The following is a 13664-nucleotide window of genomic DNA, read 5'->3' on the forward strand; positions in this document are numbered from 1 at the left end:
CCGATGGGGCCGGCACGTCAAAAGCGGTACTCGAGCTAACGCTCATCGTGGTGAGTGGTGAAGAGCAGGGAAGAGCAGAGGGAGAAGGTGATGGTGAGAGGAGGGAGCCGATTGGGGCTCTAAAACCTGAGTTCGACTCGGTATCTCACGTCGGCGTACCTCTCCCAGACAACTCGGTCGGTCCCCTCTCCCTCCGGGAGAGGGCTAGGGTGAGGGCAGCGTCCTGACTGACTCACCACAAGCCTGACTCCCGCAGAGACCTCATCAGCATTTATGCCGGATATCGACTGACCTCGACATTATCCAGCACCCGATTCACAGCCAGTTCCGCCAGCATGATCACTTGCTGAATCCCGAGGATCCGATGCCGCTGCGGCGTATCGACAAAAGCCGCTACATCACTGGCCATGACACTGGCGGTGGCCAAAGACTCACAGGCATGGGCCAGCAGGGTTTCATCGTCCATGTCCGGCGAGATCTGAAACATCTGGCTCGGTCGGCGACCGGGGCATTTTTTCGGGATGGGGTTGAAGTGGTGGTCGAGCGCGCGTTCGGCGGCTTCGTGTAGTTTCTTCGAATCGGCGGATTCGTAGGGTGAGGTGTCGTTGGTTTCGGGTGGATTTGGTGTTGGTTTTTTCATGATGGAACTCCAAGTGGCAATTTGAGCTACCACGAATCGCTGCGACGCGACGGAGGGTGGTAGCTGTGCGCGGGGTCGCAGACCGGTCCACCTGAAAACCCGGCATACCCGAAGGTATCCCGCGCACAGCCACCATAAGCAAACGAGAAATACCGAAGCACTCCAGTTTGGGGTGGCGATTATGCACCAAGTGAACTGCACGGACTGCGACGCCCGTTCGCTGAATGTTTCAGCGACCCCCAAAGCCTATCCACCCCATTTCCGAGCGACAACCGACGCGACATGTCAGAAACATCCCCCGCAAACACCCCTTCTGTAGGACATAAACACCTCGTTGAGAAACCGCAGCCCACAAAAAAAGGCGACACCCCTCACAGGGCATCGCCTTTCTCTTTACCGCCGTTACAACTTATTCCGGCAGTTTGTACGCAATCACATAGTCACCCATCTTGGTGCCCAACGAACCGTGACCACCCACCACGAGCAGGACGTATTGCTTGCCGTCCTTGCCGGTGTAGGTCATCGGGGTCGCTTGGCCGCCGGCAGGCAGACGCGATTTCCACAGTTCTTTGCCGGTGTTCACGTCGTAGGCGCGCAGGTACTGGTCGAGGGTGCCGCTGAGGAAGCCGACGCCGCCGGCGGTGACGATCGAGCCGCCCATGCTTGGCACGCCCAGGGTGAAGCCGATCGGGATTGGCGAGCTGTCGCGGCTGGTGCCGTTTTTGCGTTTCCAGACGACTTTGCCGGTGGTCAGGTCGATACCGGCGACGTAGCCCCAGGCCGGAGCCTGGCACGGTACGCCCAGTGGCGACATGAACGGGTGCATGATCACCGCGTATGGCGCGCCGGTGTTTGGCTGTACGCCAGCGGTTTCGCTCTCGCGCTTGCTGCCGGCGGCGACTTTCTCGCGTGGCACCATTTTCGAGACGAAGGCCATGTAGTTCGGGCTGGTGAACAGCATCTGGCGAACCGGGTCGACCGAGACGCCGCCCCAGTTGAACACACCGACGTTACCCGGGTAGATCAGGCTGCCCTGTTCCGACGGAGGCGTGTATTGGCCTTCGTAGCGCAGTTCCTTGAACTGGATGCGGCACAGCATCTGGTCGAACGGGCTGGCGCCCCACATGGCTTTTTCGGTCAGTTCCGGGGCCAGCAGGTTCAGGTCCGAACGGGCCTGGGTCGGGGCGGTGTGGTCGCCTTTCACGGCGCCTTGGGGAACCGGGATTTCCTTGATCGGGATGATCGGCGTGCCGTCGCGACGGTCGAGGACGTACAGGCTGCCCTGTTTGGTCGGAGCGATCAGCGCAGGTTTGATGCCGTCGGCGGTTTTCATGTCCAGCAGGGTTGGCTGGCTGCCGACGTCCATGTCCCACAGGTCGTGGTGGGTGAACTGGTAGTTCCAGCGCACTTTACCGGTGGCCAGGTCCAGTGCCACGACGCCGGCGCTGAATTTCTCGGCGCCCGGGGTGCGGTCGGCGCCCCATTGGTCCGGGGTCTGGTTGCCCAGTGGCAGGTAAACCATGCCGAGTTTTTCATCGACGCTGGCCAGCGACCACATGTTGGCCGAGTTGCGGCTGTAGGTTTCGCCCGGCGCCAAAGGCTCGGTGGCGTCTGGCTTGTCGCTGTCCCAGTTCCAGACGAGGTGACCGTCACGCACGTCGAAAGCGCGGATCACGCCCGATGGCTCGTTGGTCGATTCGTTGTCGGTGACGTGGCCGCCCATGATCACCAGATCACGGGTGATCGCGGCAGGCGAGGTGGAGTAGTAGCCACCGGCGGTGAACGGGCCGATGCCCTGGGTCAGGTCAACCACACCGTTGGTGCCGAAGCCTTCGCAGATCTTGCCGGTGTCGGCGTTCAGTGCGATCAGGCGTGCATCGGCGGTCGGCAGGTACAGGCGACGCGGGCAGGCCTGGGCGACGGCTTTGCCGGCCTCGGAGATGACAGCGGACGCCGCGTTTTCAGACTTGGCGTACGCGGCTTCGTCGTAGTACGACACGCCACGGCAGGTCATGTGGGCGAAGCCCTTGAAGCCGACCGGGCTTTTGATCTGCGGGTCGAAGCGCCACAGTTCCTTGCCGGTGTCCGGGTCCAGCGCCAGCACTTTGCTGTGGGCGGTGCAGGCGTAGAGCATGCCGTTGGCTTTGAGCGGGGTGTTTTCGTTGGTCAGCTCGACCGGGTCATCGGCGGTCGGCAGGTCGCCGGTCTGGATGCGCCAGGCTTCCTGCAGCTTGCCGACGTTGGCCGGGGTGATCTGCTTGAGTGGCGAGTAGCGGTCACCGAACTCGGTGCGGCCATAGGCCTGCCAGTCGCCATCAGGCATGGCTGGCGCGGTGCTGGTGGTGTCGGCGGTGTCGCGACCCAGTTCGCCAAAGATTTCGCCCGGGTGGGTGAACAGGCTGGCCAGGGCGGTGACGCCGGCCAGAATCACGGCCACGGTCAAACCGCCGGTGCCCATCGGCGCCGGGCCTGCGAGCAGCAGCGGGCGACGGAACCACGGCAGCAGCATCACGAAACCGAGGACAAACCACAGTGCCAGGCGCGGCACCAGTTGCCACCAGTCCAGACCGACTTCCCATAGCGCCCAGACGGTGCTGGCGAACAGCACGATGGCGTACAGGCCCAATGCTGCGCGACGGCGCATCAGCATCAGAATGCCGGTCAGCGTGATGCCGATACCGGCCAGCAGGTAATACAGCGAGCCGCCGAGCGTACTCAGCTTGATTCCCCCGGCCAGCATGGCCAGGCCCATCAGCAGAAGCAGAATGCCGAGCAGGTTCGGCAGAAGACGGCTTCGACTCGAAGCACCTTCAGTGCTCATAGTGTGATTCTCCGTGACGTTTATGTAGTCCCGCGCTGTAGTCACTTTAGATGACGATTGGGCGCAGGCATGGTTCAGATAAAAACTTGTCTTGCTATCGAATTTCTTTCGCAGGACTGAGCCGCGTGCGCTGGATCAGAACGACGACTGGATCTTGATCCCGCCGATCAGCGCGTCATCGACCTTGTCCACACCGCCCGGATGGCGGATGTATTGCAGGTTCGGGCGCACGGTCAGCCAGTTGGTGACGTGCACGCCGTAATAGAGTTCGGCGCTGTATTCGGTGTCCTGTGGTGGCAGGAAGGACGGATCGTCGTAGTCGTAGACAGCGCGGGCCTGGTTGGTCGCCTCGGCGTTCTTGCGGTAGGCCGGGTTGACGTGAACGCGGGCCAGGGCGAAACCGATGTCATCTTTTGCACGGGCGTCGAACAGGCCTTTGTAGACCACGCCGGCCTGGACGTAGTTGTCGATAGCGTTGGTCTTCTTGTCGTGCATCGTGCCGTTGGCGAACACGCTCAGACCACGGGAGTTGTCGCTGGCCACGCTGGTGATCTGTTGCTGCACGCCGAGCCACACGCCATGTTTGCTCGAAGCGCTGCGATAGGCTTCGCCGCTCAGGGCAGCGGGCTGGCCGTTGCTGTCTTTATAGGCGTCGGTGGCCTTGGCGTTGCTGTAGTAGTAACCGGCGCGGTATTCGCCCGGCAGGCCGTTGAGCTTCGGCTTCCACACCAGCTCGATCGGCAGGATCGCGCCCTGAGTGCCGCTGCCGCTGAGCTTGAAGCCGTTGCCGCGATCAAGGTTCGACGGGTTCTGCTCATAGGCGCCGACTTGCGCGTACAGCTCTGGCGTCAGGTGGTATTTGACGCGCAGCGCCCATTGACTGACCGGCCAGTTGTACCAGATGCCGCCGACCCAGTTGCCGACCTGCGAACCGCAGAACGCCAGGTTCTGGAAGTCGCACGGGAAGCTGTTGAAGTCTTCGCCTTCGCCGAAGCGGCCAACCTTGATGTCGAGCTTCTGGTCGAAGAATTTCTGCTGGTACCACATCTGCGTCAGGCGGGTGGTCTGGCCACGGCCCCAGACTTCCTGGGCCGAGGTGAAGCCTCCGACGCGCGGGTCGTTGATGCGGTCGTTGCTGATGTTGTTGCCGCTGCGTTTGGTCACGGTCAGCTGAAATTCAGCGTCGTTCCAGCCCAGCAGCTTTTGCAGGTCCAGGTGGGTGCCGAGGCCCCATTGGTCGCTGTAGCGCGCGGTGCGGTCGTGGTCGTAGCCGCCGTGCAGATTGCTGCCCATTTCGCCGGTGTAGTCGAGCTTGAAGTCGATGCCTTTCGCCGAGAGTTCGCTGCGGGTGCCGTTCCAGTCACCGAGCATCCACGGTGATTCACTGTCGAAGGCCGGGGCGGCCTGGGTGCAGGTGGCGAGGCCAAGGGCGGTGCAGCCGCCGATCAGGCGCAGGGTGGAGATAGCGCTGTCTCGGGAGAACGGAAAATCGGGCATGAATAGGGTCTTTCTTGATCTTTTTGGGGGATAAGCTGGCCGCTACGATTTGACGCAGGCAGTGAAGCGGTTCAGCAGAAGGGCGGCAGGATAATGTCCTGTTACAAAAACACAAAGGGCTTTTGCAGACATGAACCCTTTCGGATTCGGTAACAGTGCGGCAATACAGCGCATTGCGGGCGTTGGCGCAGGCTGCGATCTTCTCCGGTTGGCCTACATTTAACCCAAGGCCTTCCACCCGCCCATGCCCTCGGCTAAGGTGCGCGGCTTCTGTATTTTCACTTCGCCCAAAGGCCCGGCATGAACGACCACAACCCCGATCCGCTGCACGGCGTGACCCTCGAACAGATCCTCAATGCGCTGGTGACCCACTACGAATGGTCGGGCCTGGCCGAGCGCATCGACATCCGTTGCTTCAAGAGCGATCCGACCATCAAGTCGAGCCTGACCTTTTTGCGCAAGACACCTTGGGCGCGGGAGAAAGTCGAGCGGCTGTACGTGAAGCTGATGCGCACCAAGCGTCCGCTCTGAGATGAACGCCGTATGGCGGCGACGCCTGATCACTTCGGCCGCAGTGCTGGGCTGGGCCGGGCTGGGGATTCAGCTGTACCTGATTTTCTTCGCCCGGCTGAGTGTCGGCGCCAGCCTGCTGGGCGGGCTGGTGAGTTTCTTCAGTTACTTCACCGTGCTCACCAACACCTTGGTGGCGGTGGTGCTGACCTGCGCCGTGACCGATCGCGAATCCGCAGCACGACGCTGGTTTCTGCAACCCTGGGTCAGCAGCGGGATTACCGTCAGCATTGCAGTGGTGGGCCTGGCTTACAGCATTCTGCTGCGACATCTGTGGCATCCGCAGGGCTGGCAGTTTATCGCTGACGAATTGCTCCACGACGTGATGCCGCTGCTGTTCCTGGCTTATTGGTGGTTGTGCGTGCCGAAGGGCAGCTTGCGTCTGAAGCACCTGCCGCTGTGGCTGATTTATCCGCTGGTGTACTTCGCCTATGCGCTGTTGCGCGGGCATTTGCTGGGGGCTTACGCGTACCCGTTCATCGACGTGGCGCTGTTGGGTTATCCACAGGTGTTCATCAATGCCGGGGGGATTCTGCTGGGGTTTGTGCTGATTGCGTTGCTGGTGATTGGCATCGACCGCTGGCAGGGGCGGCGCCTTTAGCAGCGCCGCCGCTCGTATTCACTCTTCTTCGGAGCCTTCTGCGCGCCAGTAACCGACCGCTTTGACGAACTTCTCGTCGAGTCCGTGCTCATCGAGCAGCACCCGGCGGATCTGCCGCGAAACCTTGGTCTCGGTCGCCACCCACGCATACAGATTGCCCTTGGGCACCTGCAATTGTTTGACAGTGGTCAGCAGGTTGTCCTTGCCGCCTTCGCGCAGTACCCAGATCACGTTGACCTGCGCCGCGCTTTCCAGCGTTTGCTGCTCCTTGCCGTTTTCCACTTCGATCACCACCAGCGCCTTGCGATTGGCCGCCAGGCCTTCGAGGCGGCGGGCGATGGCGGGCAGGGCGGTTTCGTCGCCGATCAGCAGGTAGCTGTCGAAGATGTCCGGCACGATCATCGAGCCACGCGGGCCGCCGATGTGCAGGAATTGCCCGGGCTTGGCCTGCTCCGCCCAGGTCGAGGCAGGGCCGTCGCCATGCAGTACGAAATCGATGTCCAGCTCAAGCTTGTCGAGGTCGTAGCGGCGCGGGGTGTAGTCGCGCATTTCGGGCATCGGCACGTCGCTCTTGCCAGCGCCGAGCACCAGGGTTTCCAGCGCGGCGGCCTGTTCGGCGTTCTGCGGGAACAGCAGTTTGACGTGATCGTCGGTACCGAGGCTGATGAAGCCGGCCAGTTCCGGCCCGCCGAGGGTGATGCGGCGCATGCGCGGAGTCAGGTCGACGACGCGCAAGACTTCCAGGCGACGACGTTTGATTTCATGCATGACGCGGTGAATGGTTTGGGTATCGACTGCGGTCATTCGGCTTTCTCCGGGGCAGATTGAACGGCGGGGCCGTCGACGATGGCTTTGGCGGTGTCATTGAGCAGGTCGCGCACCCGCAGGATTTCTTCCGGGCTCCAGCGTCCGTGGTGCATCTGCAGGGCATGGCGCAGGTTATGCACCGCTTCGTGGATTTCCGGCGGGCGATCATGCCCGCGCAGCGAGCGCTTGCTGACGTCGATGCGCATGCGCACACCGTCCAGGGCCACCGCCTGTTCGCTCAGGGACTGGCGACCGGCATCGGTCACGGCGTAGCGTTTTTTCCCGCCCTCGGCATCGCCGCTGATCATTTCGCTTTCTTCAAGAAAGGTCAGGGTCGGGTAGATCACGCCGGGGCTGGGGCTGTAGGCGCCGTCGAACATGGTTTCGATCTGGCGGATCAGGTCGTAGCCATGGCAGGGCTGTTCGGCGATCAGCGCCAGCAACAGCAGTTTCAGATCGCCGGGGGCAAACACCCGTGGGCCGCGACCGCCGCGCTCGCGGCCGTGGCGTTTTTCGAAGCCGTCACGGCTGTCGCCATGCTCACGGTGGGGGGAATGATGGTCTCTCATTTCAGTCTTCTCTCGTCGTATTTAGATACAACTTAAGATATATCTTTTCGTGCGAGCAAGGATTTTCTGACCCGAAGACGACGCCAGCGACGAACGGTGCGTGGCAGTGAGTCTGGAAACCTCATCGATACGACCATAACTAAAAAGTTAAAGTCATCACTCTATTAATCGTTGAGCTTATGTTCTAATTTGCACTCGACCCCCCATTCTTCTTGCTGAAGTTGCTGTATGGTTTTTCAGAGAAAAGTGTCGGTAGTCTATAACTTACAGTCATTGTTTTATATTTGAAGATTTTGTTCTTTTTTCTTTCCAGTTGCAGGGTTGATTAACTACGCGTTCGTGGGAAGTTGCCTGCTTACATTCAATGGCGAACAGTCGATCATGCCCCGGCGTTGAAACTTCAAAGCCACACCGTCGATATCGGCCGGCGTTGTTTGAACTTTCAATGCTCAATCTTATAAAGACAGGGTAATGAACGATGTTCAAGAAAATCGCACTCGCTGCTCCACTGGCTGTTCTGGCACTGGGTTCTTCCATGGCGTTTGCTGCCGGCGAAGCCCGTCACTCCATCAGCCTGATCGCTCACGTTCCAACCAATGGTTTCTATGTGGTTCCGGTCGATCCGGATCTGGTCAACAAGGACCAGGACATGAGCTTCAGCCCGATCACCGGCAGCATGAAACCGGTCAACGGCTTCTTCGACACTCGTAACAACAACGGCTCGGTGCATGGTTACCTGGAAGGCGTGCCGAAGCTGGTGGGCGGCTCGAGCATCATCGATCTGGAGGTCAAGTTCAACAACGTCGTGCTCACCCAGACACCGCAACTGGTGGTCGGTGAAACCGAATCCAATGTGAACTATCGCGCACCGATCAGCATCACCGCCAAAGGCTCCACTTTCACCCCGGGTGATTACACCGGCGCGGTCACCATGATGTTCGATGCCGTGGATCCGGTACTCGGCTCGCTCTAACGTCTGGAAGTAACAAAATCCGGCTGACGGAAGTTTCTGTCAGTCGGACTTCTTGTCTGTTTGCAATCAGAGTAACTGTTCATGTTCCCGATGACGCCCATCGCGGCTGCACTTGCGTTGCTGTTTTGTGCCGCAGCCATGGCGGCTCCTGCCGCCTCTGGTACGACACCGCGAAGTTTATTGGCGCAGGCCAAAGGTTTGCCGGCGGATTTTGAAGAGCACTTTTTTGATGTTCCGCTGGCGGTACGGGTCGAACTCGACCAACAGCCTCTGGGCGAGGCCATGGTGGTGCTGTCCCGTGACGATCGCCTGACGCTGCTGGAATTCACCGACACCAGCGACAGCCGTTTCAGCGCCTTCGAGCGAGACGTCTGGGCCGACTATCTCAAGCCCGGCGTCGCACTGGGTGCCTGTAGCGGACGATGCCCCGAGCAGATGCTTGCGCTGCACTACAACCTGGAAAGCTCGCTGGTGTCGATCGTGACGGCCAATGCCGAACGTGACACCGAGGCCAAGCGTTTCCATGAGCAACCCGAGGGTGGCAGCAGCGGCCTGATCGTGCGTAACCAGCTCAACCTCAATGGTGGCCAGGATCAGGATCTGGGCGGGCGCTTCGGCCTGGCGGCCAGCGGCAGCCTGGGCAACTGGACCCAGACATTCAACATGCAGCTGGCCCGCCTCGGCGGCCCGGACGACAAGCTTTATCACGCCGTCCATGAGCTGCACACCCAGCGCGAACTGCAGGGCAGTTTCCTGCGTCTGGGGTATTTCACGCCGGCCTCCGAAGGCCTGATGCGCCAGCCTCGTTCCTTCGGTGCCAGCCCCGACACCACGGTCGGGGTGATGTATGGCAGCTCCGACAGTCTGGCGATCAATTCGCCTCAGCCCAGCGTGTACCCGATTTACGTCACGGCCAACCGTCAGGCGTCGGTAGAGATCCTGCGTGACGGTTTGTTGATCAACACCCAGTCGGTGCCCGCGGGCCTGCAAACCCTCGACACGCGTCCCTTGCCGGGCGGCATCTATGACGTGGAGGTGCGGTTGATCGAGGACGGCCAGATCACCTCGACCACCCAGGAGCTGGTCTACAAGCCGAACAACTGGCGCAATCTCGATGACCGCTGGCGCTACAACCTGTTTGCCGGTGAGGAAAGCAAACTGCTGAGCAACTGGGACAACCAGGTCACCGGCGATCCCACGGCCGGCGCTTCGATCAACTATCTGCTGCACCCGCGCATGATTCTCGGCCTCTCGGCACGCCAGATACGCGACACCTTGCAGTACGGCACGTCCATCGACTGGACGCTGGCCAACAGCGTCAGCCTGTTCGCCAACATCTATGAAACCCAGGACCATGGCACCGGCCTTGACCTGCAAGGGCTGTACAACTACGGCGCCGGCAGTCTGGTGGTCAGCCATAACCGCAGCTGGCTCGACACCACCGATCTCTACGAAACCCTGCCGGATGGCACGCGGATTCGCCAGCGCAATGTGTTCGTCGGGCAGACCAGCAACTCATCGCTGGCACTCAACCATCGACTCGACAGCCGCAATTCGCTCAACGCCCGGGTTTCCCACAGCGATGGCAACACCGAAGGCGTCGGCGTGGATCTTGGCTGGACCCAGCGCACGACGCTGTTGGGCAGCGACGCCAACTGGCGTCTGTCGCTGTTTGACCGACCGGGCACTTTCAGCAGCGGTGACGAGCGTAATCGCGGGGTCGATCTGAGTATCAATCTGGCTCTGGGGCCGCCCGGCCAGCAGATCACCGGCAGCATCGGTTCGCGCACCGCCCGTGAAGGCGGGCGTGACAACAATGCGTCCCTGGGCTGGCGCAAGGACTTCAAGGATCACGTGCTGCAGAACGTGTCGGTCACCGCGCTGAGCGACACCTATGGCGTGGGCCTGTCGAGCCTGGCGAGTTTCCACACGGATGTCGTTTATGGCGACGGATTCGTGCAGCGCTCCTCCTACAACGGCAACTTTACCGGTGGCCTGAACCTCGACAGCACGCTGGTCATGGGCGCCGACCAGATGATTCTGACCAGTCAGAGCGAAACCCGCGGCGCGGGGATGATCGTCGACGTCGAGTCGGACATCGATGGTATCGCCCTGCGCGCCGACGATTACAGCGGCGGCAGCGCGGCGTTGAAACCGGGGCGCAATTTCATCCCGATCACCGCGTACCAGAACAGTTCGGTGAGCTTCGACTTCCAGGGCAATCACGCCCCGGCCGCGACCATTGAGCCGGCGCGGACCCGTTACCACATGAACAAGGGCGGGGTGGAGTACCGCAAGGTCCGGGTGATGAGAACCCTGACTGTGCTGGGTCGGTTGGTCGATGCCCAGGGCCGGCCGCTCAAGGGCCATCACGTGATCAACCACGCGAGCCGGGGGGTGACGGAAGTCGATGGCTTCTTCTCGATGGAAATGAACGCCGGGGCGCCAACCCTGGAAGTGCGTCAGGGCAACCAGTTGCTGTGTCAGTTCCGCCTCGATGCGAACAGCCATCGCAGTGAAAACAACGTGTTGATGATCGGTGATCTGCGGTGCACCCCGGACACCCTGGCCGATGTCACTTCTACCGAGCAGAAGGCGGGTTGAAACCATGAAAAAAACGACGTGTTGGCTGGGGTTGCTGGCGGCGCTGAGCGCCTCGCCGGCAGGGGCGGCGAATCAGGAAATCCGTGCCTTGTTCCAGCCTGATCCTGCGCATCCGAACAAAAATGTATTCATCAACCAGACGCCCAACAGCGGTTATTGCGCGGTATGGCCGGATCAATGCGTCGACAACCAGATGTTCAGTATCGAGTTGCCGATTCGTTTCACTTCCAGTCGCTTCATGACAGCCGGTTTTCCGCTTTCACTGAAGGTGCCAGCCAACTGGAGGCCATTGACAGTCACCAACCGGGACACCCTGGAAACCGAAACCGTCGAAGTGCGGGTCATCGGCATCGGCTCCGATTTTGTGCTGAGCGATACGGCCGCCAATCTGGTCGGAGTATCGGACATCCTCGAAGGTCATCAAAAACTCTGGACCACCAGCAGTTGGGTTTACGCGCCGGCGCCCTGTCAGTACAGCGGCGTGGGTGCCTACACGCCTTCGACGTATCGGTTTTTCTGGAAAACGCCGGTGGAAGCAAGCTGTACCAAGGTAACGGCTTTCCTGATTCCGGGGATGGCTTTCAGAACGATGGATTTCGCTTACGAACTGCGCACGCCCAATCCGCTGGGCATGTCGTCGGGGCTCTATACCGGCTCGTTGTCCTACACCCTTGGTCCCGGTGGTGATTTCGATCTCGGCATGCAGATGTACCCGGACGACAGCAACCTGACTCTGGATTTCGTACTGGATGTACAACACACCCTGAAGGTCGATCTGCCACCGGGAGGCAACAAGGTCACCCTTGAACCGGCCGGGGGCTGGCAGAGCTGGCTCGACAGCGGCCGCAAGCCGACCAAGATCTTCCGTGATCAGCCTTACTTTCTCTCGGCGTCGTCACGCTTCAAGATCCAGATGACGTGCGATTCGCTGGGCGGTGAGGAGTGCAATTTGCGCAGTCCGACAGGCCGTTCCACCAAGGCGACCGTCAAGCTCAGTGTGCCGGGGGGAATCGTCGGCCCGGGTGGTGGCGATGGCTGGACGGGCACGCTGCGCCACAACTTATGGATAGGCCCTTTCCAGCCCACCCACTATGTGGACCGCAAGCCCGGCAACCTGCATTTTTCGATTTCTCAGCGGGACATCGAGTTTCTATTGCGACCCGGCGTCAACGACACGCTCACGGGGCGCATCACCATTATCTGGGACTCGGAAGTCTGACCCTCCGGATCAACCCCTTACATCTTTCAAAAGGTTGAAGACGATGACACGCCTGTTTCTGCTTTCACTGCTCGGGCTGCTCGGCGGACCCGCACTGGCCGGGCCGCAGATCAATGTCGGCACGGTGTACGACTATCTGGATGGTGACAAGAGCACCTACCTCAAACGTGTATTCAACAGCGGCGACAGCACGGCCTTCGTCAAGGTCAACGTGCTGGAAATCGTCTATGACGATCAGGGCAAACCGCAGGAAATCCCGATCGAGACGGCCACCGACGGCGCGTCGCGCAATGGCCTCATGGCCAGCCCGGCGCGGTTGATCGTGCCGACCAAAGGCATGCAGGGCACACGCCTGCTGTACATGGGCGAGCGGGATCGCGAGCGCTATTTCCGGGTGCGTTTCGTGCCGGTGGTGCCTGAGAAGGAGGATGAATTCGTGGTGAGCGAGCAGGAGCGTGACGCCTACAAGGAGGCGTTGTCGGCCGGGGTCAACCTGATGACCGGTTTCGGCACGATCTTTTTCGTACGGCCCAGGGACGCCCGGTTCGAGACCGTCGTCAATGAAACGGGCGATCGCTATGAGCTGCGCAACAGCGGCAACACCGTGGTCATCGTCGATGAGTTCAAGAGCTGTTCCCTGAGTAACGAAACCGACTGCGGCGCGACCACCAAGCACCATATCCTGGCCGGCAAGACGTTTGCCTTCGACAAGGAGAAGGGCCGCGAGTACCGCTTCAAGTTGATCGAAGGCGACAGCAAAAAAGACTTGAGGGTGACGAGCCGCTGACGGCGGTTTCCATTGACGCGGCAGGTAAAGAACATGAACAAGCAATGTGCCGTCCTTGCATTGATGGCAATCACCGCACTGACCAGTCACCCGACATGGGGGGCCCGCGAGGAACACGTTTTCGAGGTGTCCCTGACGATTCCAAGTCGGCCGTTCTATATCGTGCCCGCCGAACCGGACTGGATCCACCGGGTCCAGCGCCTGGTCTGGAATCCCGGCAGCGAGACGCTTAGCACGCTGAGCAAGCACTTCGATGTGCGGCATGACTCCAGCGCTATAGAGGCACGTCTGGACAGCCCTGCGCATCTGTCGAACGGCAGGTCGAGCGAGGACATCTGGCTGAAGGTCACTTTCAATGGCGTAGTGCTCGGGCCTGAAGTGCCTTCCCGACTCGTGCTGTCACAGGAGGAGGCGGCGGTGGGCAAGCGAGTGCTGCTGGAGATAGAACCGTTGAAACCGACCGGAGGATTCCGGCCGGGGGATTACAGCGGCACCGTGATGCTGCTGTTCAATGCCAGGGCACCGGGAGCGTGATCCCGGGCCTGGCATGGCGTTGCGAAGGGTATTGCGCGCTTG

13 protein-coding genes are annotated in these 13664 nt (G+C 60.8%); 8 read left to right on the plus strand and 5 right to left on the minus strand.

Features of this window, described 5'->3' with window-relative positions; genetic code table 11:
* On the plus strand, positions 1–227 hold a 227-nt coding region (locus ACTJK9_RS10435; RefSeq protein WP_440813675.1), incomplete at its 5' end, for a hypothetical protein.
* 44 nt (positions 228–271) lie between these two features.
* Here ACTJK9_RS10435 and ACTJK9_RS10440 read toward each other — a convergent pair.
* From ACTJK9_RS10440 to ACTJK9_RS10450, 3 genes are all read right to left on the minus strand, one after another.
* On the minus strand, positions 272–640 hold the full coding sequence (locus ACTJK9_RS10440; RefSeq protein WP_440813677.1) for a DUF6124 family protein: 369 nt from the start codon (positions 638–640) through the stop codon (positions 272–274).
* A gap of 409 nt (positions 641–1049) precedes the next feature.
* Positions 1050–3461 carry a glucose/quinate/shikimate family membrane-bound PQQ-dependent dehydrogenase gene (locus ACTJK9_RS10445; RefSeq protein ID WP_039765764.1) on the minus strand — a complete coding sequence of 804 codons (2412 nt, stop codon included), beginning with the start codon at positions 3459–3461 and terminating at the stop codon, positions 1050–1052.
* Positions 3462–3596: 135 nt separating this feature from the next.
* A complete protein-coding gene (locus ACTJK9_RS10450) occupies positions 3597–4958 on the minus strand; it encodes a carbohydrate porin (protein ID WP_064599213.1) in 1362 nt (453 codons plus the stop codon).
* Positions 4959–5258: 300 nt separating this feature from the next.
* Between ACTJK9_RS10450 and ACTJK9_RS10455 the strand changes: the two genes are divergently transcribed.
* Complete coding sequence (locus tag ACTJK9_RS10455) at positions 5259–5489, plus strand: VF530 family DNA-binding protein (protein ID WP_007956650.1); 231 nt, start codon at positions 5259–5261, stop codon at positions 5487–5489.
* 1 nt (position 5490) lies between these two features.
* Positions 5491–6129, plus strand: coding sequence for a Pr6Pr family membrane protein (locus ACTJK9_RS10460; RefSeq protein WP_085610902.1), 639 nt, complete (start codon positions 5491–5493; stop codon positions 6127–6129).
* 18 nt (positions 6130–6147) lie between these two features.
* Here the strand turns inward: ACTJK9_RS10460 and ACTJK9_RS10465 are convergent, their stop codons facing one another.
* Positions 6148–6933 (minus strand): siderophore-interacting protein, encoded by a 786-nt coding sequence (locus ACTJK9_RS10465; protein ID WP_064383885.1) that lies wholly within the window; start codon positions 6931–6933, stop codon positions 6148–6150.
* On the minus strand, positions 6930–7505 hold the full coding sequence (locus tag ACTJK9_RS10470) for a PadR family transcriptional regulator (RefSeq protein ID WP_039765773.1): 576 nt from the start codon (positions 7503–7505) through the stop codon (positions 6930–6932). Before ACTJK9_RS10470 ends, ACTJK9_RS10465 begins: the two co-directional genes overlap by 4 nt.
* Before the next feature lie 478 nt (positions 7506–7983).
* Between ACTJK9_RS10470 and ACTJK9_RS10475 the strand changes: the two genes are divergently transcribed.
* The 5 genes from ACTJK9_RS10475 (at position 7984) to ACTJK9_RS10495 (ending at position 13622) form a co-directional block, all read left to right on the plus strand.
* Positions 7984–8478 carry a CS1 type fimbrial major subunit gene (locus ACTJK9_RS10475; protein ID WP_064599207.1) on the plus strand — a complete coding sequence of 165 codons (495 nt, stop codon included), beginning with the start codon at positions 7984–7986 and terminating at the stop codon, positions 8476–8478.
* An 81-nt stretch (positions 8479–8559) separates the two neighbouring features.
* A complete protein-coding gene (locus ACTJK9_RS10480) occupies positions 8560–11082 on the plus strand; it encodes a CS1-pili formation C-terminal domain-containing protein (protein ID WP_064599205.1) in 2523 nt (840 codons plus the stop codon).
* A gap of 4 nt (positions 11083–11086) precedes the next feature.
* A complete protein-coding gene (locus tag ACTJK9_RS10485) occupies positions 11087–12301 on the plus strand; it encodes a hypothetical protein (RefSeq protein WP_440813684.1) in 1215 nt (404 codons plus the stop codon).
* Positions 12302–12344: 43 nt separating this feature from the next.
* Positions 12345–13088, plus strand: a complete 744-nt coding sequence (locus ACTJK9_RS10490; protein WP_085610899.1) for a pilus assembly protein — start codon at positions 12345–12347, stop codon at positions 13086–13088.
* A gap of 33 nt (positions 13089–13121) precedes the next feature.
* A complete protein-coding gene (locus tag ACTJK9_RS10495; protein ID WP_221398042.1) occupies positions 13122–13622 on the plus strand; it encodes a CS1 type fimbrial major subunit in 501 nt (166 codons plus the stop codon).
* The last annotated feature ends 42 nt before the right edge of the window (positions 13623–13664 follow it).

It is taken from the genome of Pseudomonas sp. 22082 (assembly GCF_052046055.1).
In the GTDB taxonomy this organism is placed as follows: domain Bacteria; phylum Pseudomonadota; class Gammaproteobacteria; order Pseudomonadales; family Pseudomonadaceae; genus Aquipseudomonas; species Aquipseudomonas pharyngis.